This is a genomic window from Paraburkholderia sp. JHI869 (assembly GCF_038900775.1).
In the GTDB taxonomy this organism is placed as follows: Bacteria; Pseudomonadota; Gammaproteobacteria; order Burkholderiales; family Burkholderiaceae; genus Paraburkholderia.
In genome coordinates, this window is the sequence record NZ_JAYMSC010000005.1 from 211,588 (window position 1) to 233,524 (window position 21,937).

Sequence of the window (21,937 nt, forward strand, 5' to 3'; positions counted from 1 at the left end):
GCGGCCACGACCGAATTGCGGCAGCGCTTGCCGGATGTTGCCGTGGTGGTGCCTCAAGCTCCCAGGGAAAGGCACCCGGAAGGCAACGAGTTTGTCGTCTCTAGGCATGTGGCGTTTTTGATGGCTAACAGGTAAGCGCGTCATGAGGGACGCGGGTCCGTGGCGTCACAGGTGCAGTTCGGTGGCAGCGCTGGCAATGGCACGTCTGGCGCGGTATCAGGCTTCATACAGAGTAGCTCTTCCTGACCGGCGGCGCCTCATCGCCGCCATCCGTTTGCTGTGACGAAAACGAGGACCACACTCGGTATCGGCCTGTCGCATATGTCATCTGTTGAGCCAGAGCCTCCACAAATTCGCCAGAATAGAGGTGCGGCAAATTCTCAACGGGAAGGGCGGGTGCCCATGTATCGATTTGAAGAGTACGACCTCATCATCGACGCTCGCAGTGAGAGGGAATTTGCAGAGGATCACATCCCCGGCGCAATCAACCTCCCGGTCGTCAACAACGACGAGTACGCTGAAGTGGGAACCTTGCATCGCACCGACAAGATGCGCGCGTACCTGATCGGCGTGTCCTTTTCGCTGAGGAATATCTCGCGCCACTTGGATACAGTGATCGTGACCCGCCCTCGGCGCGACAGGATTCTCGTATATTGCTTTCGAGGGGGTAAACGCAGCCGTCTATGGTTCGATGCACTGGACACAGTTGGCTATAAAGTAGAGCGGTTGCCGGGTGGGTGGAAGGGTTACCGCCGCTGGGTCAACGAACAATTGGAAACCCGCCCACGAGAGTTTTCGTACCTCGTTCTTTCTGGACCGACCGGCTGCGGCAAAACGCGTTTGCTTGAGCAGCTTTCGGCCGAAGGGGCGCAAGTGCTCGATCTTGAGGCGATCGCTGCGCATCGTGGTTCTGTCATCGGAGCGATCCCGGGGGTTTCACAGCCGACCCAGAAATATTTTGACAGCCTGCTTCTCCAGAAGCTCTCGACCTTCGCGACAACGCGCCCGGTGTGGATTGAGGCAGAAAGCAAAAAAATCGGCAATGTCCAACTTCCGCTGGCTTTGTTCGAAACGATGCATTCAACCGGGACGCTCTTGAAAATCAGCGCACCGATGTCTGAGCGAGTCCGACTCTGGCGGGAAGATTACGCGCACTTTGAAAGCGATCCCGATTCCTTAGTTGAGCGGCTGACACATCTTCGAAGCATCGTAGGCGGGAAAGAACTCGAGCTATGGCATGAGCTGGCCGCGTCGCGAAGGATCCCAGAATTGTTCGAACGCCTAATGATCTCGCACTACGATCCGAGCTACGCGCGATCTACAAAGCGAGGCTATCAATCACTCTCCGAGTCACCTTCCATAGAGCTAGTGGATCTGCAGCCTGCTAGCCTCAACCAGATTGCTCGGAGCCTCATCAAACGCTTTGGCTGATATGCAAAAGGCATCGGCTGTCACCCGATCGCGTAGCTACGCCCCGCATTTCTTGCCACCACAACGTGCAGATCAAGATCACAAATCTGAGCTAATTACCGAATATATGCAGATCGGTTCGCATTAATGTTTCCGGATGTAACAGCGGTGGCAGACCCCGAAGTTGGAGCATTAACTTCATACGAGAAATTTTGATCCGGACAGGACAGATTGTCGGATCGGGATTATTGGGGCATGTCCGCCACAATCGCGGACCGCATCATCCTGCTCTTAAACGAGCGGGTTCGGCTTGGCTCATCTCGGTCTGCACCGTGACGTGGTGTGCTCCAGAGAGCGGTCGATTCGCTAGCCTCGGGCATTTAGGCGTCGCTGCTTGATGTCCAAATACTCTCGGGTTGGGAACTATGAGCGAGTGCATCAACATCGTTTGTCCTGCATGCGAAGCGTCATTCGGTGACGACTGCTGGGAGGTATTGCTGGAGAACGAAGTTCATCGACTCACGTGTCGGACATGTCAAACAGTCTTTTTCGCTAGGCTGTTCGAATGTGAAGCCTGCGTGGCCGACAACGTAGTTTCCGCAAGGTCCCGACAAGACTGTCTCGATCGCACGTGTAGAAAGTGCGGTCATCATCCCGACGGCACTGGTGCGGACTATGAAGAATCTTATCTTTGAGCGCGATGTCGGCGCGTCTTCTGAAAGGGTCGGCGTACGGCTATACCGAGTGACAACCGGCTTTATTGCCGAGCGGTTTCTTGTCCAGGGAAACCAAACGGTTGCCGTACAGGTACTCCCGATGTCAGTGCGTAACGATTTTGAGGACTTTGCATTGGCGGATCCGCATTACTCGACGATGCAAGCCATTTATGGAGAGGTGCGGAGGCTGGTGTGGGGCCGGCACGTTGATGACGCACATTGAGCAAGGTAGGACGCATGGATCTGAGCGTTGACGATCTGTTGAAAGCCACTGATGAACTGGAACTGATCTCGCTTGTCAGTCGCGCGATTCAAGCTCACGGAGCAGAGTGGTTTGTGTTTGCCTCTCTGCACCCTTCCGACTATTCAGATAGTCGATCGACCTACCGGTTCTTGATCGGCTGTCGTCCAGAGTGGTGCCAGCTGTATAACGCAAATCGGTGGTATCTAACCGACCCATGCCTCGAGTATGCGCGTTCCAACACGGCGCCTGTGCTAGGTTCAGCGTTGCCCGTCCACACCGCGGGACAGAAGCATATGTTGGAGGTAGCCGCGGAGAATGGATTTCGTAGCGTCTATTTGATTCCAGCTCATACGAGCGAAAACGGTCGCATCGGAATTCTATATCTCGGGTCCGATCGGCCTCCGGAGGAAGCCGAGCCGCAATTCCACGAGGCACGCCCCTTCTTTCGTGCTTTGGCGTTGGAGCTTCTCGAGTGGTCCTCCAGTGCTCTGAGGGAAGAGGCCTTGCAGACGACAGGTCTTACGCAAGACGAGGTCCGGCTCTTGGCTCTGGTAAAGACGGGCTTCACGGCGGCCGAAATCGCAACCGAACTACGTGTCTCATCGATGACGGTCTATCGCCAGTTTCAGAGGATCAACGAGAAGCTCGGCGTTGGTCGCATTACCCGAGCCGTGAAATTAGCGGAAGAGCATGGCCTCCTTGCGTGAAAATCAAGGATGGTACTGGCTTTCGGTGATGATGCCGGCTGCTGCAATTTTCGCGTTTCTTTGGGATCGTCCGTGGCGGTATCTGTTCTGCCTGATTGCTACAATCCTACTAGGTGACTTGCTCCTCGGTGAACATGTTGAAGCCGACGGCGAGCAAAAATGTGTCACAGGGATCAGCGCTGCGGTTCCCGCCGCCTTTATATGCCTCTGGTTGTTCGCGCTTCTCACGGCGGTGATCCGCTTGCGATCGGTAGCGGTACCTGAATACTCGGGGTTCACTGCCGCATGTGGTGTCTTGAGTGCGTTTGCAATGGCGCACATTCATGAGATTTTGCATCACGATGATAAACGGCTCAGAGTGGCATCTGATATCGCGCTTGCGCTGGCTGGATATCCACACTACCGGATTGTTCACGACCTGCACCACTCGCACGTAGGAGATCCCCGCTACGGCTCAACTGCTCGCCTCGGCCTTTCGCTGTGGCGACATGTCGGCAACTCCCTTCGTCTCTCGTTACTCGCTGCATTCACGCACGATCGGCTCCGGCTGGCGAAAGGTCGGAAGAGCAGGCTCATACGGGCGGCTGTAGTTTACATTGCGACCCTCGGAGTGTTTGGGTGCCTTGGTGGTGCCCGCGGCATACTGTTCTATCTCGGGCAGAGCGCTATCTCTGCGTTCGTCGTCGAGGCGATCGGCTATATCCAACACTACGGTCTGGTTGGTACTGCCCGCAATCATGAAGACGCGCTAGCGTGGGACGTGCGTTTTTGGTTGTCGAATCGGCTTTTCGTGAACAACGGGCTCCACACCCATCACCATCTCGACCAGACACGCTCATACGAGCGCCTCAGGTTAGTCGGCACGGCGACCCCAGCCGGCTATCTGCATATGTTCATCCTCGCACTCGTTCCACCGCTCTGGTTCTTCGTTATGAATCGCCATGTGGAATTGTTCAGTCGCCCAGCTAGCATGGGCGAAGATGAAAAGCAAGAATAAAAGTGGCTCTTGAAGTTGTCACCATGCTTCGACCAAAGTGTAAGTGCGCCGTCATTTCCGTGTTGCCATTCGCGGAAGGCGTGACGCATTGGAAGTGAGGCGGAAAGGCGGAATGAATAGCTTCGAGCGTTATGCGGGCGGGACTACTCCCGTGTGTGGCCGTTTGCGGTCTTGCTGGCGGGCAGCTTGTCAGCGTGGCTCACGAAATCTGTATGCATGATGACGGCGCGCACGCTTTCAACCTTGCCCGCATGCTCAGAAGTGCCTCGCGAGCGCGGACATAACGGTCGTAGTGCCTGTTCGACGAATCGCCCCACGCCACGAGGAATCGATCGCAGGTTGACTGACCAAAGAACCATGCCTATAATCAAAACGCGAATTTTGATTTTTGATATTCATAAATCAAAAAATGATTCATGATGCTTGATGAATCCTCTCGCTTGCTGCAAAAAGCCTCTTTCTGTGCAAAGAAGGGGCGATATGGGTATTACGCAAGCGGAATTGGCGAAAGGGCTGGTCACCCGGCCTCGCGTGGCGATCTTCATGGGACCGCTTGGCTCGTGGCAGATCGAATTGACGGCGGAGGGAAAAGTCCTGGCGGTTGAGACGCAGCGGGGGCATCCAAAGACGTGGCGCGTTCTGGACGACGCAATCGCCTTTGCATGCGAGCACTGCAAGGACGCGGAGGAGATCCGGATCCGCTTCAAGGATAGGGAGTTTATAGCAGGCAACATCCAATGATCGACCAGTGAAGGCGCTACCAACACCAACACCGCTCCACCGGCCTAACCATTGAATACCGTGCGAGGGAAATAATGGATAGCCCCGACTGGATCGAGTACGCCTATGCTTGATTTCAACCAGTTAGCGCAACAGTGCGCGCCATCTGTGCATCCAGTTACGATGCAAGCCATCGCTCGCACCGAATCCGGCTTCAACCCGTATGCAATCGGCGTGGTTGGCGGCCATCTGGCGCGACAACCACGCGACTCCGAAGAGGCAGTTGCCACGGCTCGCGCGCTCGATGCACGTGGAATCAATTTCAGCGTCGGGTTAGGACAGGTTAACCGGTTCAATCTTGGCCGGTATGGCCTTACGTACGAAACCGCATTCGACCCATGCGCCAATCTTCGTGCGGGCAGTGCAATCCTGCACGCCTGCTATCAGCGGGCAAGTGCCGCGTATGGTCCAGGGCAACGCGCCTTGCGGGCGGCAATCAGTTGCTATTACAGCGGTAATTTCGTTGGCGGCGAACGGGCTCAATCCAGCGGATCCAGCTACGTTCAGCGTGTTATTGCCAATGCAGCGAGCATGGCGGGACCTGTCGATATGGTTCCCGCGATACCGGTCATCATGAACCGGCCAGCCGGCCCAATAACGCAGGTTAGTGCAGGAGCGGCTAAGCCGAGCACCACGAACCACGCCGTTCGAGAGCCGCACAAGGATCGACCGCATCCGTCGTGGGATGCCTTCGGCGACTTTGGCTGCGAGAGCGATTCACGCAGGTGACTTGACTGGCCGCGCCGCGGCTCTTGGTGAAAAGGAGAGGTCATATGTTTCGGAAAATGAAACTCTATCCGATTAAATCAGGACAACTGAAAGATAATGCGAAACGCATAGCCTGCGCTGGCAGGTCAGCGCTGCTTGGCGCCGCACTGATTGCGCCCAGACTCGCCCTGGCCGGAGGCGGCCTTGATTCAGCGACGGAGGGTGCGAATACCTTCAAGATCTGGCTGTATTCGTTTCTCGGTGTCTGCGCTTCCTGCGTGCTGCTATGGAAAGGTGCGGAGTGCTGGGCAGACCGTTCTCACTGGAGCGAGTTCGTTACGCTCGGCGGCAAGGTCGCAGTGGTCGGCGCGGTGGTCGGCGTGCTCGCTCCGTATCTGTGGAACCTCTTTACCTGAGCGCGCATCATGTCGGACGAGAAAGCCCGCTATCCCGGTTTCAATGGTCTCGGACGTACGGCGGCCATCTGGGGCGTGCCCTACATGGCGATGCTGGTGGTAGTCGTCGCCTCAATGTTCTCGGGTGTGCTCGTAGCTTTCTTCGTCGGCCCGGGCGGCCTGCTGTTCGTGTTTCTCGGCTTTCCCGTGCTGCTGTGGTTCAAGCACATATGCGAAACCGATGATCAGGGACTGTGGATCATGTGGCTCCAGTTCCGCTGCCGCTTCTATTTTTGGCAGTTGCGCATCCGTGCGCGGGTAAATGCGGGACGTGCGGCGCCAAGCTTCGGAAATACATCGACGCTTGCGCCGTTGCGATACGGCCGTCAGCGTCGAGTCTTCGGCGATTTTCTCCAACCATTGGGCAAGGGCGAGCGCCGGCTGCGTGAGCTCGATCGGGAGCCGTGATGCACAGCAGACCAACCATCTCGAGCGGGATCCTCGGTGCAATCGGCGCTGTCGAAGACTGGATACCAAGGTTCAGGCACCCGGTCACAAAGCATGTACAGCACCTCGATGGAAACCGGTTCATGGTCACACTTGCACTGAGTGGCGTGCCGTTCGAGGTATTCGAAAACATGGTGCTTGAGCGCAAGTTCGACCGCGACACCGAGACCCTGAGCAAACTGGGTCGCGACCTTGGCGGGCGCCTTGCCTGGCACGGTGCTTTCTTGCGACGGCGGGTAAATGTCAGCCGCGAGTACCGTTTCGACAGCCCCTTCATGAACTGGTTTTCGACACAGTATGGCAGTCAGTTCAGTGGCGGACGCTTCTTTGAAAATCGCTATTACTTTTCGATCATCCTGAAGTACGAAGATTTCGAGGACGGGCTGAAGGAAATCGCGTCACTCGCCGGGCAGGCGCTGCATCAGCTTGCGGACTATGAGGCCGAACTGATCGAGGTGTACGAACGCACGCATCTGAACGGCACGAAGATGCTGTTCTCGCCGCTATATGGTTTCGTCAGCTATCTCGTGAATGGTGTGACGGTCGATCTGCCCGTCGCTGCGGAGCCGGGTGTTGACGTCATCCCATCAAGCTATCTTCGCTTCGGCTACGAAACGCACGCGATCGACGGGCCTGGGGTGCCGGACCACCGGAGATTCTTCACCTGCCGCGATCTGCGCAGTTTCCCGGACAAGCCTGGATTTGGCCAGCTTGATCCGTTGCTCTCGTTGCCAGTCGAATTCACGGTCGTGCATTCATTCAACTGCATGACGGGTTTCGAGTCGAACCGCACGATCGACTCGGCGATCAACAAACTGGAGTCCGCCGGCGACAAGGCGAAGCATCAGGTCAGGGAACTGCGCGATGCGCAGGGTTACATCAACTCGGGTGAGCTGTCGTTCGGTGAGTACCACGGTGCGGCCGTAGTCTACGGCGCAAGTCCACAGGAGGCGGTGGAAAACGGGATCCTGTTCGCGTCGCGCTCGCTTAACGAATGTGGTGTCGAGTGGGCGCTCGCGACCGGCTCGGCGCCCTTCACGTATTTTTCGCAGGTCCCCGGTGCGAAGGTCAAGCCACGCCCGAAGGTCCAATCTTCGCGCAACTTCGCGTCGATGTTTACCTGTCACGACTATTCGGCCGGCAAGGCAGAGGGCAATCCGATTGGCGACGGCTCGGCTGTCATTCCGTTCCGTACCGCATCGGGAATCTATCACTTCAGCCCGCATGCGAGCCGGCAGGGTGAGGTCAATGTGGCGGAGAAGCTAGCCGCGCACCTGAAGCTGCAAGGCACGACGGGTGCCGGCAAGTCGACTGTCGCCACCGCCGTCACAGGCATGCTGTCGCGGTTCGATCAACTGCTCTTCGTACTGGACAAGGGCCGTGGCTGGGAAGTGTTCATCCGCGCGATGCGCGGTGCCTACGTCCATCTGGAAAAAGGCAAGCCGACCGGCTGGGCGCCGTTCGAGCTGGCCGACACCGCCGAGAATCGCGAATTCCTGTACGGGCTGGTCGAGCTTTGCGGGCGCAGGAACGGCGTCGATCACCAGGGCAAAGCCATCAAGATCGATCTGAGCGCTGCGGAGAAGATCCAGTGCCGCAACGCCGTCGATGCAGTGATGGGCGTCGAGGACGTTCGCCTGCGGCGATTCAGCCTGCTGCTCGACAGCATCCCAGATGACGGTGACGATAGCCTGCGCCAGCGGCTGTCGCTGTGGTGCAAATCGGAGAACGGCCGCTTCTGGTGGGTGTTCGACAACTCGCCAAACCTGTCGCTGAACATGACGCAACAGCGTTGGATCGGTTTCGACGTCGAGGCATTCCTTGTCGAGAACTACGAACCCTCGGAGCCGGCGTTCGCCTGGCTTTTCCACCTCAAGAGGATGATGCGGCGAGAGGGCCGGCTCATGCAGACCGTGATGGAAGAATACTGGTTGCCCATCCGCTTCCGCACGATTCGCGAACAGATCGAGGAGACCCTCGCAAGCGGCCGGAAGGAGGGAGAGTTCATCATGCTGATTACCCAGCAGCCCGAGCAGGGTCAGAAGGCTGCCGACCTGTATCCGGCGCTGCGCAGTCTCGTAGCAACGAATCTGTATCTGGCAGATCCGGCGGCGGAAGAGGAGGCGTATGTGCGCGATGGCATGACTCGCAAGGAATTCAGCGAATTCAAGAAGCTTACGCCGTCGTCGCGCCGTTTTCTCATCAAGCAGGGCAACCAGTCGGTGTTCGCAACTTTTGACATCAGCGGCATGGATGACGCGATCGCGGTGTTCTCGGGTGACCGCGAGAACGTCCTGATCTGCGACGCCGTGCGCGCGGAGCTGGGGGACGATCCGGACGCCTGGTTGCCGGTCTACCTGGAACGTGTCTTCGAACGCAAGCTGCGCAGGCGTCTCACGGCAAAGCACGGTGCCGACGAACGACTGTGGACCGGCGAGCTGGAGCATGGTCTTGTGCGCAAGCGGGCCGAACTCGCCCGCGTCTATCTGTCGGCACGCGCTGCCGCCGCCAGTGACGAAGCTGTCACTGCCTGATGGAGGGAATCGTGAACGTCAAAGATAACGAATGCCCTACACGCCTGTTGCCGGCCGCTCGTGTGGCCGTCACCGCGCTCTGCCTTGGCGCCGCGGCCGTCGCACGTGCACAGGGCGTGCCAACCATCTCACCTGCAGAGCTTGCCCAGCAGATGGAGCAGGTCCAGCAGCTGATGCAGCAGATCGAGAACCAGGAGGCACAGTACAGGGCACTCACCGGTAACAGCAGCCTGGGCACGATCATGAACGACGCGTCCCTGCGTAATTATCTGCCGGAACAGTGGCAGGACATATACGACCAGGCAAAAAGTGGCAGCCTGTCGGGCATCAGCTCTACGATGCGTTCGATCGAGCAGCAGGAAGACATGACGGACGCCGCGACGCCGGGGCAACAGCGCTACTACGATGTTCTCTCGGCTAACAAGGCGATGAACGAGCAGGCGTACAGCGCGACGATGGAGCGGCTTAATAACATCCAGTCGCTGATGCAGCAGTCGAACCTCACGGAGGATCCCGCCGAGAAGGCGGATTTGCAGAACCGCATGGCTGCCGAAGAGGCGATGGTTACCAATGAGCAGACACGTCTGCAGCTCACTGCGCAGTTGCAGGCGACCGAGCTCAAGCTCGCGGAAAACCAGCGCGACCGCGACTTCAAAAATCAATTCCTCGGAGGTTCAAATGGCGAATAAAGCTCTCCTTTCCGCAGTCGTCAGTCTGCTGGTCGTCATTGCCGGCTATCTGGGCTATCTCGCGTGGGACCGCCATCAGCACAGAGTGCAGGAAGAAGCCGCGCACCAGCGCGAGCTCGCGTGGAAAGCCCAGTTCCTTGGAACGACACCTGAAAAGCTCCAACAGGAAGAAACGCCCGCGCAGCGCGCCGAGGAAAAGGCTGATGAAGAAACGGCGGCGAAAGCGATACAGAAGTGACCGGACGCGAATTCAGGAGCAAGCCATGTCTTATACGCCGATCACCACCACAATCTTCTCGAGGATGACTACGGACTTCGACGCCAACGTCCTTGCGACCATCAGTTCAGGCTCTGAACGCATCATCGGTCTGATATCGCCGCTGATGATGGTGTGCTTCAGCATCTATGTATTGCTGGTTCTATGGTCGTACTGGCAAGGGCACAACGACGAACCGATCAACGACTTCCTGACGCGTATGGCGGCCTGGGCGTTCATTTTGACCTGTGGCATGAACATCCAGTTTTACACCGAATACATCGTGCCTGCAGTGAATGGCTTCGGCGAGCAGCTCTCCGGTGCGATTACCGGGCAGAGCAATCCGGTTTCCGGCCTAGACAACCTGTTGAGTGCATACATAAACGCAAGCGGCCAGATTTACGATAGCGCCGAAGGCTTTCACATCATTGGGGCAGTCTGGGTAATCACGGTCATGCTCGTTTTCGCCACGCCGTTTATGGGACTAGCCGTGGCCTACATCATCCTCGCAAAGTTCGCCCTCGGATTGCTGCTCGCACTCGGGCCATTGTTCATCTCGATGGCGCTGTTTCCGCCGGTGCGGCAGTTTTTCTGGAACTGGGCGGGGCAGTGCTTCAATTACGTGCTGCTCGTTGCCCTGTTCGCCGGCGCAGGTGCGATAGAGGTAAATTTCGCACAATCGATCGCACCGAGAGGGACGACCTTCCCGTCGATGCAGCAGGTCGTGGAGATCAATGTGATGGGCGTTGTGTTCTTCGTCGTCGCCCTGAATCTTCCGGGCCTGGCATCGGCGCTGGCAAGTGGCGTGGGCATTTCAACGATGACGGGGAAGCTGGGTGGTCTGGGCCGTGCGCTTGCCGCTGCGTCGAAAACAGGTAGTGCAGGCAAGTACAGGACGGGTGGCTCGGTATCGCAAACGTAGGAGGCCACTTGCCCGACTTCTTTGCGAAGCTGATCCGCTGGTGGTTGATAGTCGTCTGCTGGGTTACGTTTGCCGGCTTCGTGGGGGTGTTGCTCAACGATATCGGTACCTTCATCTATCACCGGTTGCATCGATGACCAATGAATGGGGGCATCAGGCATGAGAATCCTGTTCTGCGCAGGCCTGCTCGCGTTTGTCCTGCAGGCGTGCAGCTCTGCACCGAAACCCCCGGAGCCAACGGGGCAATGGGTGCCGGTCAACCCACCGCTGGCCCAGCAGTCCGGTCGCACGGAACCGAAGTGAGGACCATGATGGTATCGGCAATCAGACAATGGTTCGCGGCGGGCGCGGGCTCGCGTTCCCGCAATTGCGCACGTACACCGACCGCATCCACGGCGCTCGGGGAGGCAGTCGGGAAAGTCGTTGACCAGTCACAGCGCGACGCGCTCAGTTGGTATCTGGATCAGGCACGGGAGTTCGAAAAGTCGAAGGTTGAGGCGGTCGAAGAGAAGGCGAGGATCGCTGACCGCCGATCGGTGCTCTCGGGCGGCATCGCGCTAGCGGCTGTTTTTGGCATGGCAGCTTTAGGATTCCTTAAAAGACCAAATCCACCAGCGATTCTGCGTGTCAACGACACGACCGGAAAGGTCGATGTGCTACCCACGACAGCGAATGGGCACGTGAGCTTCACTGAAAAAACCGACCGCGCGGATCTGCGCCGCTACGTCGAGATGCGCGAGAGTTATGACTGGGAGACGATCTCCGATATGCACGGTGCGGTGATGTTCATGAGCGACGATCACGAAAAGGACGCCTACGACGCGCTTGTCCGTGGACCGGCTGGCCCGCTCAAGCTGCTCAGGGACCAGGCACGCGTCATCGCCCGGGTTGGCTCGATTACTTTTGTTGCCTCAACCGCGCAGGTGTTTTTTTCACGGCAGTTGATCCCGCTTAACACGGCGGCAAAGCGCCCAGACCCGACCTACTGGATTGCAACAGTGGCCTTCACCCGCGTCGATGTGCCGGAGAAGCAGGACCAGCAGGACATTGATCCTGACGGGTTCAGGTGCACCAGTTACGAGGTGACGCGCGACTATACCCGCGCGCCAGCGGATGCGGCGCCCGATGTCGTACCGATGGGTTCGAGGCCGGCCGGGAGCGGGTCGTGAGTTGTCCTGAACTGCGTTTGCCGCAAGGTGCCGTGGCGATCGTCGCCGCCTGCGCGCTTGCGGCTGGCCGCGCCCAGGCGCTCGAAGTGCCGCGTAGCTGCGGTGCCGACCCGCACATCCAGTGCGCGACGTACAGCCCTGATCAAGCCTACCGCGTGGCGACGATGCCGGGCCGTGTGGTGATGATCCAGTTTGAGCCCGGTGAGCACATCCTGAAGGACGGGGGCGGCATTGGCGACGCGCGCGCCTGGCATGTTTCGGTCAACGACAGCGGAGCGCTGCTCAAGCCCGGAGCGTTGCAACCCGAAACCAACCTCGTGCTTGTGACCAACCGGCGCACCTATTCGCTCTCGCTTGCCGATGTAACGCGGTTGCAGCCCGCGACGTGGATCCTGCGCTTTGAGTATCCGGACACGAAAGCGAAGGCCGCGACCGAACAGCTGCGCCGCCGCGAGGCAGTCAGCTCGGCGCTGGCGGGCCAGCAGGACACTCCCGTGGTCCCGGCAGCAATCGCGGCACAGGGCGTGGCGGCGTCCCCAGACCCACCCGGGTCAGCCATGCCAGCAGCTAACACTCAGTACTTGATGCGCGGCGATCGCGTGCTTGCGCCCACCGCCTTGTGGGACGACGGACGTTTCACCTACTTCAAGTACGCGACCGCGCGTGACCTGCCGACGATCTTCACGAAGCTCCCGGATGGCAGCGAGGCGACAGCGAATTTCCATATGGAAGGCGACACTGTCGTCGTCCATGAGGTCTCAAGCGGATTTGTCATCCGCTACGGGCAGTCGGTGCTGGGGATCCGAAACGACGGCTACTCGCCGGACGGCCACTACAACCGCACCGCCTCGTCGTTGCCCGGCACGGCGCGCATCGAGCGTGCACATGTCGGCAGCGATCGACCGGAAGACTGACGGGGGAGCCGGAAAGCATGAGCGAACGTAACGAAATCGGTAGTGCAGGGCCTGCCGACACCGGAACCCGGCCGTCGCTGGACCTGCCCGGGCGTCGCCGCCCGCGTGCGGGCAGGCTAAGACTCGTGCTGGTCGCATTGATCGTGATTGCGCTGGGCGCTTCGGGCGTCACGATCTACCTGCAGCGGCTCTTCCAGCAGCATCAGGACGCGAAGCAGGCGGCGCTCGACAAGCCAAAGGATAGTGGCGCGAGCGAGACCGGCGCCGACCTCGAGACGCAGAAGGCGCGCATCAAGCGCGCCGAAGCCGAGCAGGCGCGCGCCGCATCGGAAGCGGCCGCGGCAAGACAGCAGCTTGCCACGCCGGCCGGTGCCGCGTCGCGACCCATCAGTGAAGGGAACACTTCGATCGCAAGCAACCCGCCACGGTCGCTGTCACCCGCTGAGCGGCGTCTCTCCGGCAGCGTGCTCGTGATGTCCGGCGATAGCAGGCGTGCCGACGCTCCCGAGGAAACCACTCAAGCGTCCAGTGACGCTGGCGGTGGTACTTCAGACGCCACCGGCGACGGGCCGGGTGGCGATGGTCTGCCCGGAATGGCGAAGTCCATGGGGCTCGCAGCGCTGCGGGGCAGCCCATCTAGAGCCGCCGGTTCATCAGGCACTGCGCTGGCGGACAACCATGACGTCGGCAACAGCAAGGGATCGGCTTTCGACCAGTCGCTGCAGCCCTCGAAGCTGCAACCGATGCGCGCCTCGTTCCGGCCGAACCGGCACTACATGATGGCCCGGAACACCATGATCCGTTGTGGCCAGGCCACCGCGATTCGCACCGACCGGCCGGGACTGGTTGGCTGTCCGATCGCCGATGACGTCTGGTCGGACGATGGCACGACGTTGCTTGTCCGCAAGGGCGCGTTGGCCAAGGGCGAGCAACGTGATGCGGTGATGCACGGGCAGGGCGTGATCGGAGTGATCTGGGACGAGATTGACGACGGGGATGTGCGTATCCCGCTGGACTCACCCGCAACCGATCCGCTCGGCGCTGCGGGCATTCCCGCCTACATTGATGAGCACTTCTGGACCCGCTTCGGCGGCGCACTGGTGGTGAGCCTCATTGGCGACTTCGGGCAGGCCCTCGCCAACAAGGCCACCGGCTCGGGCCAGACGATCACCTTCACGAACAGCTCGAACGCGACACAGGACGTGGCCGCAGAGACGCTGCGCAACTCGATCAATATCCCGCCGACCGCTTACTCGAACCAGGGCTCCGCGATCAACATCTTCGTTGCCCGCGATGTCGATTTGACCAGCGTGTACGAAAACGTCGGCAGCGACGGTAGCGAGATTACGCCGTCGGGGCGGCAATGACGACTGTGAGGACATGACAATGCGACTGCAGATCTACTTTCCGGACACCTTTGCGCTTCATGGCATCGAACGTGGTGCCTGCGAGGCCAGGCTGCGCGACGCGCTGCATTGCGTCCTTGAAGGGGCCGCGTGCTCACACGTGCTATCGGCGCTCGCCCCGCCCTGGAGCCGACTGCGCCCAGCATGTCGCGGACATCGTTGGTCCGGAAGAGGAGGCAACTAACTGTCTTGCCCCGAACGACCCTGCAACACAACGCCAGCGCTGCACAAGCGTCCTTGTCCTTGCGATCGCAGCAGGCACAGCGGTGCTGGTCTCGTTACAGCGACGTTGAAGATCGCCTCGCTGGACTGCGGCTGCTAGCGCGGGGATGGTAACTAAGGTTGTTTCCATGTCACATGCGCAAACATTGCGCGAGCCGGCGGTCGGCGTGCACGACGGTGGGAGACTGTACCGGGTCCCGGTTCAGGTCGAGCCGCAGGATCGCACTGACGGGCGCCGGGCAGTTATTGCTATCTCGTCTCAAACATATCGGGAAGGAGTACGTATGAATGCAGTGGTTATCGATGTCATCGAAAAGGGAACCATCGCGCGTAGCTTCCTCCGGCAGATGGGTCTCACCGGTTTCCTTGACAGCAGCCTGACCGAGGTGGCCATTAACCGGCCCGGAGAGATATGGACGCAGGGATCGGCCTCCTGGGAGCGGCATGAGGCGCCCGCTTGCACGCTTGACGCATGTTTCAAGCTCGCCAATGCCCTGACGGTGCTGAAGGGCGGCAAGTTTTCGACGAAGGAGCCGATCCACCCGGTCGTCCTTCCCGACGGCCAGCGCGCACACGTGCTGATGCAGCCGGCGTGCGAGCAGGACACGATTTCGATCACCATCCGGATTCCTTCGAACCAGCGGTTCTCGATCCGCGAATACGAGCGCAATGGCTGGTTCGCGCACTACCGGGACGTGTCACCGCGCCGGGAGGTGCCGGCGTCGCTCGACCTGCCGCCACACGAGCGGGAAATGCTCGAGGCGAAAGGGCAGCGCAATGTCGCCCGACTCCTCGAGATTGCCGTTGCGAACCGCCTGAACATCGTGCTCGCCGGCGGCACGGGCTCCGGCAAGACGACGCTCAACAAGGCGCTGTCCGATCTCGTACCGTCCGGTGAGAGGATCGGCACGATCGAGGATACGCCGGAACTGTCGCTGCCGAAGCACCCGAACCGCGTGCACATGTTTTTCAGCGATACCCTGCCCGCGAAGGAACTGGTGCGCTCCACGCTGCGCATGAAGTTTGACCGCGTGTTTCTTGCCGAACTGCGGGGCGACGAAACCTGGGACTACATGACGCTGCTCAATACGGGTACGCCCGGTGGCATTACAACCGTTCACTGCAACGACGCCAGATCGGCGCACTCCCGTATTGCGACGCTGATCAAGCAGAGCGTGGTCGGTCAGACGCTCGACTGGCAGTTCATCATGGATCAGGTCAGCGTAACGGTCGATCTCGTACTTTTCATGCGTGACAAGCGTCTGGCGGAGATCTGGTACGACCCGGTAGGCAAATGGCAGCTGCAGGGTGGCGTCGCATGAAAGGGCGCGCTGCATCGCCTACCCAGTACGACTCCCGCCTCAGCAGATGAGACGGTGACCGACCATGAAGCGATAGCGCACTGAAGGACGAACCATGCCAAAAGCTCTCCGCATTCTCATTCCGTGTCTGGTCGTGCTGGTGATCGTAGCTGCCGCCGTGACACTGGGTCAGTATCTCGGCGGGCTGCTGTTCGCGAAGATGCAGAAGCTGCCGCAGGACGCGGTCGGCGTCTTTACGTTGTACGACTACTGGCAGGGATGGGGTGACGCGCCCGCCGTCAGGCGCGCCCTGTTCGTCTGCACGCTGCTGTCGGCTGTCATTGGCGGTATGCCCGTGGTCGTGATCACGATGGCGCTGGTGAAATCGCACGGGCGTATCGCGCAGTTCGGCAATGCGCGCTTCGCGACGCGCCGGGACATCGTGAAGGCCGGGCTGCTCGAGAAGTGATCATGCATCCAGTTTCACTCTTCCTGTGCCGGCACGGCCACGTGCGTCCACATTGCTGGTGCTGCATTGACTGTCTGCATTTGCGGGTCTGGTCGTTCTGCTCATGCTATCCAGGAGGTAAGCGTCATGTCGCACATGTACCCACCGTTCATCGTCGGCAAGTACAAGGGCGAATACCTGAAGTATCGCGGCCAGGACTTCCTGATGCTCGCCGCCGGCACGCGCTCGGGCAAGGGTGTCTCGATGGTGATCCCGAATCTTCTCACCTATCCGGATTCGGTCGTCGTCGAGGACATCAAGGAAGAGAACTTCATGTACACGTCCGGCTACCGCAGCCAGTGCGGCCACGAGGTCTACCTGTGGTCGCCGTTTTCCGAAAACGGCCGGTCGCACGCGTATAACCCGCTCGAATATATCGCCGGGCGCCCGGCATATACGCGCGTCGGTGACGTGATGACGATTGGCGAGCATCTGTATCCGTCGAATGTCGATGCGCGCCTGAAGTACTGGAACGACAACGCCCGCAACCTGTTCGTCGGGATCGTGCTGTACCTCCTCGAAACGCCATCGCTGCCTTGCACATTCGGCGAAGTCTTGCGGCAGGCCTCGGGCAGGGGCCGTGCGATCCGCGAGCACGTCCTGTCGATCGTCAGCACGCGCTCGAACACGACCGGCACGCTGCCTGTCCTCAGCTTCGAGTGTCTGGATGCGCTCAACCGCTTTCTGTCCCAGTCGAAGGAAGCGTTCGCCAATATCGTGTCGACGATGACGGCGCCGCTTAACGTCTTCAGCAACCCGGTCGTCGATGCAGCGACGAGCCAGTCGAATTTTCATCTGGGCGACGTACGCAAGAAGCGTATGTCCATCTACGTCGGTATCAAGCCGGGCGACCTGAAGGCGGGGGCGTTGCTCGTCAACCTCTTCTTCTCGCAGCTAATCGACCTGAACACGCGTGAGCAGCCCGCCGAGAATCCGGATCTGAAGTACCAGTGCGCACTGCTGATGGATGAGTTCGCGGCGCCCGGCAGGATCGACATCATCGATACGGCCAACGCGTTCATCGCCGGCTTCAACCTGCGCCTCATGCTGATTTTCCACGGGATGTCGCAGCTCGAGGACCCGAAGCTCTACGGCAGACACGGTGCGGAAACGCTTGCGATCAACTGCAAGATGCGCAGCCTCTTTGCGCCGCGCACGCTCAAGGACTCGGAAGAATATTCGAAGATGCTGGGCACGTTTACGCATCTGTCGCGCTCCCGCAGCCGCAGTCGCGGCCGCAGCGCGTCGACGAGCACAAACGAAACGGAACACGGCCGGCCGCTCATGCTTCCGCAGGAACTGCGGGCCCTGTCCAGCCGCAGGCAGATCATCACGATCGACGGGTGCGAACCGATCCTGTGCGAAAAGGCGTACTTCTATGAGGATGCCGAGCTTGTCGACCGACTGGTTCAGCAGAGCCTCTACCTTCAGGGCGTCATGGCCAGTCTCGAAAAAGCCAACCGTCGCCGCGCGTGGTTTGGGTTCAGTCCGAAGTTCCCGAACGAAGAGCAGATGAAGCACGCCGCATTCGTTGCCCGCGAACTCAGTGCGCCAGTGCCGCAGATCGATGTTGAGCACTGGTGGCAGTCACAGAACGCCGCGCGTCGCGCGCAGGCGGAGCCCGCAGCGGGCGCGGCGCAGGCCGCCGGTGTGCGCGATGTCCGCGAGCACGAAATTGGCGTGCTCACCGCCGTGCACTTCGCTAACCGCGGCACGATCCGCGCCTCGCTGTTCCGGCTGATGCCATATCTGGGTGAGGTGCTGCCGGATGCGGGCGCTTCTGCACAGGCGGGCGAGGCAGATTCGCAATCCGGTTCCCACGCCGAACCGCAACCTGATTCGCAACCTGGACGAGGAGTCGTCGCATGAACGAGATCGAATTTCCAGCCGACCAGATTGACCGCCGCGAGCGCAGCGCGGCCAACGCCGACGACGCTTCGGCCATCCGGGCGCGCACCACGCCGCCGGCGAACGAACGGGAAGGGGAGGCACTGCCGCGCCGTCCGGAAATGGCCGTAGAAAATTCAATGGAAGAGCGCCTGAAGAAGATCCGGGCCGCTGATCGGGAGCGGGCCAGGAAACGGCTCGCATCCGATGTATCGCACGATGAGCAGGCCGCCGAGGGGGTGAAAACGGCTGCAGGCACCGGCCGGCTGATCGGCGCGAAAGACGAGGAGACGCAGAACAGCATCCGTCCAAAGCCGATCTTCGAGAAAACCGGTTACGACGTGCCGAAGTCCGTCAGCAACCAGTACGTTGCCCACGACGGGAAGTTTCTGGACCGCAAGAGCGAGACGGTGCACTTCGAGGACACCGGCCGCACGCTCGCGACGGCCAGCGAGGACCGCAGCGTGATCACGCACATGGTGGAAGTTGCAAAGGCGAAGAACTGGAGCGAGCTGCAGCTCAAGGGCACGGAGGAATTTCGCCGGCAGGCATGGGTCGCAGCAGAACTCGCCGGCGTGCCCACCCGAGGCTTCAGGCCGAAGCAGGTGGATCACGCGATGTTGACAGCCGCGCGCGAGGCCATGCGCATTGGTGCCGGCGAGCAGGCTGGAGATGCGCACGAGGCACGCACCAACACCGTCGAAAGCGCAGCCGCTCCGAAGTCCGACGGTGCGCAGCCCGAAACGCCCGCGCCGCGTGCACCGGCTGCACCGGCGAGCGCAGACGCTGGCCCCGTCACTGCCGCGCCGGCCGCACAACGAGCGCGGCAGTCCCAGCGCGTGCGTCCTGCATCTCAGGCACCGGCATCCGCCCCCTCGTTCGAGCAGGCGGCAACGGGTGTGACCGCGGGCGCACTCGTTGCGCACGGGCCGGCGCCGTTCAATCACGACGCCAGACAGAGTCCGAGTTACTACGCGACCGTGCGCACCGTCGAGGGCGAGCGCACGGTATGGGGCCTGGATCTCGAACGCGCGATAGGCGAAGCAGGTGTGCAGGTCGGGCAACACATCGAGCTCGTGAAGGGCGGCAGCAGGACTGTCACGTCCCGGCAACGGCAGTTCGACGCGCAGGGCAATGAGCGCGCGCCAAAGACCGTCACGAGTCGCCGTAACGAATGGCGGGTTTCCTCGCCGGACATATCGGGCGTGCCTACGCACGAGCTGCGCGAGGCGCTGGCTCGCGCACGTCGCGAAGGTGACGAGCACAGGCAGATCAATGAAGCGCGCGAGCGGTTCCTGAACGGTAACTGGCAGTATTCGAGTCAACAGCGCGCCGCGCTCGACGCGGCGCGTGAGCGCATAAAGGAACAGGCGGCGCGGGAGGTCCTGCGCGAGGAGATCAAGGGTCTGCCCGAGCCGCAGCAGGAGAAGCTTAAGGGGGAGTTCGAGAGCGCCGTGGCGGCGGCGCGGGCAGCGAACCGGCCGCTCGATGTGCCGATGCCGCAGGTCAGCGAGGCCACGATCGAGGCCGTACGTGAACAGATCGAGCGCGAACAGCGCGGGCTCCCGGACACGCAAGAGACGACCGCCCACCCGTCACAGGAAACGGGTCACGAAGCGCCGCCCTTTGAACTCGAACCGTAACTGAACGCGTCTGGCGTGGCTGCGGTGATGCGGCTACATCCATCAACCGGCAAGGAACATTGCACCATGAAGATTGCTGTTATCAATTTCTCGGGCAACGTTGGCAAGAGCACCGTCGCGCACCATCTGCTCGCGCCGCGTTTGCCCGGCGCCGAAGTGATCCCGATCGAATCGATCAATTCGGATGACCGCGAAAGGGAAGGCGCGTTGCGCGGCTCGCAGTTCGATGAGCTGCAGGATCAGCTGATGACCCTGGAAAGCGCTATCGTCGATGTGGGCGCATCGAATGTCGAAGATTTTGTCGGTCTGATGCGAAGCTATGACGGATCGCATGAAGACTTTGATCTTTTCATCGTGCCGGCTGTCTCGACTGCCAAGCAGCAGGTGGACACGATCGCAACGCTGCGTGCGCTTTCTGATCTGGGCGTGCGCGCTACGAAGATACGGTTGGTCATGAATATGGTCGATCCTAAGCAGGACCTCAACCGTGGGTTCGCGAAGCTGTTCGAGTTTCACTCGCGCAGCGAGGTTTTCTCGATGCATCGTGACGCAGTCATCTACGAGAACCCGATCTTCGAAAAGATCAAGGGTTTCGACAGGTCGATCGTTGAAATCCGCGATGACCCGCGCGACTATGTCGCGCTGAACGCCGAAGCAATGGAAAACGGGGCATCGGAAGCCGAAAAAGCGCATATCCGGCAGATGGTCGCACTCAAACGTCTTGCCAGCCGGGTGACGACAGAACTGGATGTTGTATTCAAGGTCCTGGTGCGCTGATGGGTGCCTCGGAGGATTCGATCCGCGAGGAACTGATTGGCGAAGTGCTCGGGCAGCTGTCGCACCTGCGTCGTGACGTAAACGAGCTGACCCGGCTGCTCCAGGCGAGCGGAAAACAGTTCAAGGATGACGGCGAACTGACGCTGCTGCGCTTCACTTCGCGCTACGAGCAATTCCTCAAGGACTTCAACTCAGCGACCACTGGCGTGCTCGCCGAGGCTGGTAATTTTGCTGAGGCGCGCGACCAGCTCGTCGGCGAGCTCGCACTACGCGAGTACGATGCAGCAAGCGCTCGCGTGCGGGGACAGTTGCGTGATGTGCTGCGCGAAAGTGGACATCGCTGCGGTATTGGCCGCCTTGAGCTTGCGGCTTGGGTCGTCTGTGCAGCGCTTGTTTCGGCCGCGCTCTCGGTCGGGGTGGTTGCGGTGCTGCATATGGTTGGCACATAGGAGTCGTTCCATGCAATTCCAGACATCTTTTGTGGTCGCAGCGGCAGTATGCGCGGCGCTTGCTGGCGCCACACCGGCGCGGGCTGATGATGACAACCAGAGCGCATGCGGGGCGGTGCTCTGCCTGGCCGGGCTGATGCTGGGTGGCAATGGCGGTCGCGATTGCAGCCAGTACGAGGCGAACTACTTTTCGATCGTGCGCTATCGCCACGGCCATTTCGATCTGGGCGGCACGTCGAACGCGCGCGGCGATTACCTCAACCAGTGCCATTCGGTCGGAAGCGATCAGAAGGGTGCGGTGAATTCGAAATATGGCGGCGTCGAGAATGGCCCGTGAATCGTTTCTCTCGCGACGTGAAGAATATCTCCTGCGGGACAATCGGTTTTTTTTATGCGCTGCCGTTTTTTTCAGGACGGCGGCCGGCACAGCTTCGCGCACAGTGCAGGCAGCGATCGCGACGCCGGGAGCGGGACCGTGCCGACCGCAGTACACATGCAGCCATGTTCCAGGGGGAATCCGATGAAATTCACGGCGGCAAGACTGCTGGAGAGCATGGAGTCGGACCGGGAGTATCAGGCGGTTGTACTCGCCAGACGATTCGATATGTCGATGGCGCAGATCAACGACATGCTTTGCACGCTTGTCGAAGAAGGTCTTGTGCGCATGAGTACCCATTCGTCACGCATCATCCGCTTTGTGCGACTGCCACGCGCGCCCCGATCACGGTTGTCGGGCTACGAGTGGGAACTCCAGAGCGTGCGCAGCCTCGCGATGCTCGCCCGGACTTCACGCTGA

Annotated in this window: 24 protein-coding genes; all 24 read left to right on the forward strand. The window is 60.3% G+C overall.

Annotation, left to right across the window (positions count from 1 at the left end; all coding sequences use genetic code 11):
* Nucleotides 1-402: 402 nt before the first annotated feature.
* The 24 genes from mnmH (at nt 403) to VSR72_RS12185 (ending at nt 21,937) form a co-directional block, all read left to right on the forward strand.
* A complete protein-coding gene (gene mnmH, locus VSR72_RS12070; RefSeq protein ID WP_342952599.1) occupies nt 403-1,431 on the forward strand; it encodes a tRNA 2-selenouridine(34) synthase MnmH in 1,029 nt (342 codons plus the stop codon).
* A gap of 654 nt (nt 1,432-2,085) precedes the next feature.
* The gene (locus VSR72_RS12075; protein WP_342952600.1) at nt 2,086-2,349 is read left to right on the forward strand and encodes a hypothetical protein; all 264 of its coding nucleotides are present in this window, start codon (nt 2,086-2,088) and stop codon (nt 2,347-2,349) included.
* A gap of 14 nt (nt 2,350-2,363) precedes the next feature.
* A complete protein-coding gene (locus tag VSR72_RS12080) occupies nt 2,364-3,077 on the forward strand; it encodes an autoinducer binding domain-containing protein (protein ID WP_342952601.1) in 714 nt (237 codons plus the stop codon).
* Complete coding sequence (locus VSR72_RS12085; RefSeq protein WP_342952602.1) at nt 3,061-4,074, forward strand: fatty acid desaturase; 1,014 nt, start codon at nt 3,061-3,063, stop codon at nt 4,072-4,074. Before VSR72_RS12080 ends, VSR72_RS12085 begins: the two co-directional genes overlap by 17 nt.
* Before the next feature lie 480 nt (nt 4,075-4,554).
* Complete coding sequence (locus tag VSR72_RS12090; protein ID WP_342952603.1) at nt 4,555-4,815, forward strand: hypothetical protein; 261 nt, start codon at nt 4,555-4,557, stop codon at nt 4,813-4,815.
* Nucleotides 4,816-4,920: 105 nt separating this feature from the next.
* Entirely contained in the window at nt 4,921-5,583 is a 663-nt protein-coding gene (locus tag VSR72_RS12095) for a lytic transglycosylase domain-containing protein (RefSeq protein WP_342952604.1), read from the forward strand.
* Nucleotides 5,584-5,627: 44 nt separating this feature from the next.
* Nucleotides 5,628-5,978, forward strand: a complete 351-nt coding sequence (locus VSR72_RS12100; RefSeq protein ID WP_342952605.1) for a hypothetical protein — start codon at nt 5,628-5,630, stop codon at nt 5,976-5,978.
* A 9-nt stretch (nt 5,979-5,987) separates the two neighbouring features.
* Nucleotides 5,988-6,425: a VirB3 family type IV secretion system protein gene (locus VSR72_RS12105; protein ID WP_342952606.1), complete on the forward strand. Its 438-nt coding sequence runs from the start codon at nt 5,988-5,990 to the stop codon at nt 6,423-6,425.
* Between the two features lie 122 nt (nt 6,426-6,547).
* Nucleotides 6,548-8,998, forward strand: coding sequence for a transporter (locus VSR72_RS12110; protein ID WP_342952607.1), 2,451 nt, complete (start codon nt 6,548-6,550; stop codon nt 8,996-8,998).
* 11 nt (nt 8,999-9,009) lie between these two features.
* On the forward strand, nt 9,010-9,687 hold the full coding sequence (locus tag VSR72_RS12115; RefSeq protein ID WP_342952608.1) for a type IV secretion system protein: 678 nt from the start codon (nt 9,010-9,012) through the stop codon (nt 9,685-9,687).
* A complete protein-coding gene (locus tag VSR72_RS12120) occupies nt 9,677-9,925 on the forward strand; it encodes a hypothetical protein (protein ID WP_342952609.1) in 249 nt (82 codons plus the stop codon). Before VSR72_RS12115 ends, VSR72_RS12120 begins: the two co-directional genes overlap by 11 nt.
* A gap of 25 nt (nt 9,926-9,950) precedes the next feature.
* Nucleotides 9,951-10,865 (forward strand): type IV secretion system protein, encoded by a 915-nt coding sequence (locus tag VSR72_RS12125; protein ID WP_342952610.1) that lies wholly within the window; start codon nt 9,951-9,953, stop codon nt 10,863-10,865.
* Between the two features lie 8 nt (nt 10,866-10,873).
* A complete protein-coding gene (locus tag VSR72_RS12130; RefSeq protein ID WP_342952611.1) occupies nt 10,874-11,002 on the forward strand; it encodes a hypothetical protein in 129 nt (42 codons plus the stop codon).
* Between the two features lie 171 nt (nt 11,003-11,173).
* Nucleotides 11,174-12,034 carry a type IV secretion system protein gene (locus VSR72_RS12135; RefSeq protein WP_342952612.1) on the forward strand — a complete coding sequence of 287 codons (861 nt, stop codon included), beginning with the start codon at nt 11,174-11,176 and terminating at the stop codon, nt 12,032-12,034.
* A gap of 32 nt (nt 12,035-12,066) precedes the next feature.
* Nucleotides 12,067-12,948, forward strand: coding sequence for a TrbG/VirB9 family P-type conjugative transfer protein (locus tag VSR72_RS12140; RefSeq protein ID WP_342952613.1), 882 nt, complete (start codon nt 12,067-12,069; stop codon nt 12,946-12,948).
* 17 nt (nt 12,949-12,965) lie between these two features.
* Nucleotides 12,966-14,315 (forward strand): TrbI/VirB10 family protein, encoded by a 1,350-nt coding sequence (locus tag VSR72_RS12145; RefSeq protein ID WP_342952614.1) that lies wholly within the window; start codon nt 12,966-12,968, stop codon nt 14,313-14,315.
* Between the two features lie 545 nt (nt 14,316-14,860).
* Nucleotides 14,861-15,898 (forward strand): P-type DNA transfer ATPase VirB11, encoded by a 1,038-nt coding sequence (gene virB11 / locus VSR72_RS12150; RefSeq protein ID WP_342952724.1) that lies wholly within the window; start codon nt 14,861-14,863, stop codon nt 15,896-15,898.
* A 94-nt stretch (nt 15,899-15,992) separates the two neighbouring features.
* Nucleotides 15,993-16,346 (forward strand): hypothetical protein, encoded by a 354-nt coding sequence (locus tag VSR72_RS12155; RefSeq protein ID WP_342952615.1) that lies wholly within the window; start codon nt 15,993-15,995, stop codon nt 16,344-16,346.
* Nucleotides 16,347-16,472: 126 nt separating this feature from the next.
* Nucleotides 16,473-18,254 carry a type IV secretory system conjugative DNA transfer family protein gene (locus VSR72_RS12160; protein ID WP_342952616.1) on the forward strand — a complete coding sequence of 594 codons (1,782 nt, stop codon included), beginning with the start codon at nt 16,473-16,475 and terminating at the stop codon, nt 18,252-18,254.
* The gene (locus VSR72_RS12165) at nt 18,251-19,915 is read left to right on the forward strand and encodes an LPD7 domain-containing protein (protein WP_342952617.1); all 1,665 of its coding nucleotides are present in this window, start codon (nt 18,251-18,253) and stop codon (nt 19,913-19,915) included. Before VSR72_RS12160 ends, VSR72_RS12165 begins: the two co-directional genes overlap by 4 nt.
* A gap of 66 nt (nt 19,916-19,981) precedes the next feature.
* Nucleotides 19,982-20,692 carry a StbB family protein gene (stbB, locus tag VSR72_RS12170; RefSeq protein ID WP_342952618.1) on the forward strand — a complete coding sequence of 237 codons (711 nt, stop codon included), beginning with the start codon at nt 19,982-19,984 and terminating at the stop codon, nt 20,690-20,692.
* Entirely contained in the window at nt 20,692-21,141 is a 450-nt protein-coding gene (locus tag VSR72_RS12175) for a hypothetical protein (RefSeq protein ID WP_342952619.1), read from the forward strand. The genes stbB and VSR72_RS12175 overlap by 1 nt, the downstream gene beginning before the upstream one ends.
* A 10-nt stretch (nt 21,142-21,151) precedes the next feature.
* Nucleotides 21,152-21,478, forward strand: a complete 327-nt coding sequence (locus VSR72_RS12180; RefSeq protein WP_342952620.1) for a TrbM/KikA/MpfK family conjugal transfer protein — start codon at nt 21,152-21,154, stop codon at nt 21,476-21,478.
* 183 nt (nt 21,479-21,661) lie between these two features.
* The gene (locus VSR72_RS12185) at nt 21,662-21,937 is read left to right on the forward strand and encodes a hypothetical protein (protein ID WP_342952621.1); all 276 of its coding nucleotides are present in this window, start codon (nt 21,662-21,664) and stop codon (nt 21,935-21,937) included.

Coding starts and splice junctions, on each gene's coding strand:
- mnmH (WP_342952599.1), top strand. CDS start 403: ATGTATCGATTTGAAGAGTACGACCTCATCATCGACGCTCGCAGTGAG.
- VSR72_RS12075 (WP_342952600.1), top strand. CDS start 2,086: ATGAAGAATCTTATCTTTGAGCGCGATGTCGGCGCGTCTTCTGAAAGG.
- VSR72_RS12080 (WP_342952601.1), top strand. CDS start 2,364: ATGGATCTGAGCGTTGACGATCTGTTGAAAGCCACTGATGAACTGGAA.
- VSR72_RS12085 (WP_342952602.1), top strand. CDS start 3,061: ATGGCCTCCTTGCGTGAAAATCAAGGATGGTACTGGCTTTCGGTGATG.
- VSR72_RS12090 (WP_342952603.1), top strand. CDS start 4,555: ATGGGTATTACGCAAGCGGAATTGGCGAAAGGGCTGGTCACCCGGCCT.
- VSR72_RS12095 (WP_342952604.1), top strand. CDS start 4,921: ATGCTTGATTTCAACCAGTTAGCGCAACAGTGCGCGCCATCTGTGCAT.
- VSR72_RS12100 (WP_342952605.1), top strand. CDS start 5,628: ATGTTTCGGAAAATGAAACTCTATCCGATTAAATCAGGACAACTGAAA.
- VSR72_RS12105 (WP_342952606.1), top strand. CDS start 5,988: ATGTCGGACGAGAAAGCCCGCTATCCCGGTTTCAATGGTCTCGGACGT.
- VSR72_RS12110 (WP_342952607.1), top strand. CDS start 6,548: ATGGTCACACTTGCACTGAGTGGCGTGCCGTTCGAGGTATTCGAAAAC.
- VSR72_RS12120 (WP_342952609.1), top strand. CDS start 9,677: ATGGCGAATAAAGCTCTCCTTTCCGCAGTCGTCAGTCTGCTGGTCGTC.
- VSR72_RS12125 (WP_342952610.1), top strand. CDS start 9,951: ATGTCTTATACGCCGATCACCACCACAATCTTCTCGAGGATGACTACG.
- VSR72_RS12135 (WP_342952612.1), top strand. CDS start 11,174: ATGATGGTATCGGCAATCAGACAATGGTTCGCGGCGGGCGCGGGCTCG.
- VSR72_RS12145 (WP_342952614.1), top strand. CDS start 12,966: ATGAGCGAACGTAACGAAATCGGTAGTGCAGGGCCTGCCGACACCGGA.
- virB11 (WP_342952724.1), top strand. CDS start 14,861: ATGAATGCAGTGGTTATCGATGTCATCGAAAAGGGAACCATCGCGCGT.
- VSR72_RS12155 (WP_342952615.1), top strand. CDS start 15,993: ATGCCAAAAGCTCTCCGCATTCTCATTCCGTGTCTGGTCGTGCTGGTG.
- VSR72_RS12160 (WP_342952616.1), top strand. CDS start 16,473: ATGTCGCACATGTACCCACCGTTCATCGTCGGCAAGTACAAGGGCGAA.
- VSR72_RS12165 (WP_342952617.1), top strand. CDS start 18,251: ATGAACGAGATCGAATTTCCAGCCGACCAGATTGACCGCCGCGAGCGC.
- stbB (WP_342952618.1), top strand. CDS start 19,982: ATGAAGATTGCTGTTATCAATTTCTCGGGCAACGTTGGCAAGAGCACC.
- VSR72_RS12175 (WP_342952619.1), top strand. CDS start 20,692: ATGGGTGCCTCGGAGGATTCGATCCGCGAGGAACTGATTGGCGAAGTG.
- VSR72_RS12180 (WP_342952620.1), top strand. CDS start 21,152: ATGCAATTCCAGACATCTTTTGTGGTCGCAGCGGCAGTATGCGCGGCG.
- VSR72_RS12185 (WP_342952621.1), top strand. CDS start 21,662: ATGAAATTCACGGCGGCAAGACTGCTGGAGAGCATGGAGTCGGACCGG.